2 protein-coding genes are annotated in these 1,531 nt (G+C 32.3%); one reads left to right on the top strand and one right to left on the bottom strand.

Translation table 11 applies throughout. The features are described 5' to 3' along the window. Positions 1–254: 254 nt before the first annotated feature. The gene (locus D8M03_RS17515) at positions 255–938 is read right to left on the bottom strand and encodes a serine hydrolase domain-containing protein (RefSeq protein WP_121216055.1); all 684 of its coding nucleotides are present in this window, start codon (positions 936–938) and stop codon (positions 255–257) included. A gap of 314 nt (positions 939–1,252) precedes the next feature. Here D8M03_RS17515 and D8M03_RS18025 point away from each other — a divergent pair, with 314 nt between their 5' ends. Further along, the gene (locus tag D8M03_RS18025; RefSeq protein ID WP_281272175.1) at positions 1,253–1,375 is read left to right on the top strand and encodes a hypothetical protein; all 123 of its coding nucleotides are present in this window, start codon (positions 1,253–1,255) and stop codon (positions 1,373–1,375) included. Positions 1,376–1,531 lie beyond the last annotated feature (156 nt).

The following is a 1,531-nucleotide window of genomic DNA, read 5'->3' as shown; positions in this document are numbered from 1 at the left end:
AAAATATGGGCGCAACCTTTTCGGAATGTTTGTCAAGAGCGATTGTCCCCTCGTTCGGAGAGTACTTATCGCCCAATACCTTGTGTTTTTCAATTTTTCATAGAAGTTTTGACACTACCACCTAATCCAAAATGAAAACGATTGGAATCTGAATCATCGTCTAAAGTAGGATTAATTTTTGAGGTCCACCAGTGCAAACCATATTCACCAATGTGCTTATATGTAGAATAGTGTGGCGATATCGCTTGTTCAATTCACTTTTCGGATACAATTTGAGTTCCCTTCCATTGCCCTTTTTTAAGCATTAGCAAGCAAAGTTTTTCCATATCCGCTATCGTTAGCCTTAAACCATCTGCACCTTTATAAATACCTTTATTATCCTTATACCATTCCACATTGCTAATATTTAAAGGCTTAAATAAGTGTTTTTGGGCAAATTGTAATGCTGTTTCTCCCGTAACTTGCTGCAATATTGCAGTAATCAAATGGGAGCATCCTGAATTATAGTTCATTTTTTCTCCAGGAGGCAAAATGAGTTCTCTATCTAAAGTAAACTTTATAATATCCCCGCCTTGAACCATTGGCGCAAACCCGTCCCATTCTTCCCACTCTGGAAAATGTAAGCCTGGTGTCATGGTTAATAAGTGATATAGTGTAATGTCGTTTTTTCTTTTATCCCTTTGTTCTTGTAGTTCTTTTGAAAAATATTCTTGAATTGGTTGGTGAAGATTATGTAAGTACCCTTTGTCAAATGCAATACCAACTAATAATGAAAGGATTGTTTTTGTACAGGAATAGATTTTGTGTTGCTTATCTTCTATTTTTTTATTTTTAAAGTATTCAAACACACGAGATCCATTCATCATTATCGTGCATGCTAAAATCTTTTCTTTTGATAAAATCTTATTTAATTCTTGTTCATTCATTCCATTGCTCATTGATATGAATCTCCTCTTTTTCTATGTAGAAAACCATTACTTGCTTCAATTATTAATTCAATACAAAAAGAACAAATCCCTTTTGCAAATGTTCTACAAAAGTCACCTAAAATAGAGTTGATAAAAATTTACAATAACATCTAAAAGGGGAAAAATAGAAACCTATGATACACTTAGGTTGACTTTTCTTAAGATCACGAAGCAGGAATTGTTAAGAAAGTTTTATTAGTTTGAAAACATATTATAAACAGATGAGATTTCTAAACAAATAACTTAGGCTATTTCTATACACAAGTTGAGGAGTGGAAAATTGTATGGAAACTTTCGGACTTATTGGATTCATTTTTGGGATTGTAGCTTTTACTACAGTACTCGGTAATGCTAATAAAGTAAGAGAACTTGAAAAGAGAATAAACGATTTAGAAAATAAAAAGTAAACATGTTACTTTAAATTAACCGTTACTTTAGTTTAATGGTTCTTAGTCAAATGTTGGGGTGATGTGTTCTTGCACGTCACCCTTGTTAACCTAAATGAACCCCGATTTCTTTATATAAATCATTTAATAAAATCTTTGCTTTAAAATGCTTAAAAC

The sequence above is a fragment of the Ureibacillus endophyticus genome, assembly GCF_003628435.1.
Lineage (GTDB): Bacteria > Bacillota > Bacilli > Bacillales_A > Planococcaceae > Ureibacillus > Ureibacillus endophyticus.
This window is presented reverse-complemented; position numbering and strand designations above follow the sequence as displayed.

Bases quoted from the DNA above. Each gene is read 5' to 3' on its own strand.
- D8M03_RS17515 (WP_121216055.1), bottom strand. From the start codon at position 938: ATGAGCAATGGAATGAATGAACAAGAATTAAATAAGATTTTATCAAAA.
- D8M03_RS18025 (WP_281272175.1), top strand. From the start codon at position 1,253: ATGGAAACTTTCGGACTTATTGGATTCATTTTTGGGATTGTAGCTTTT.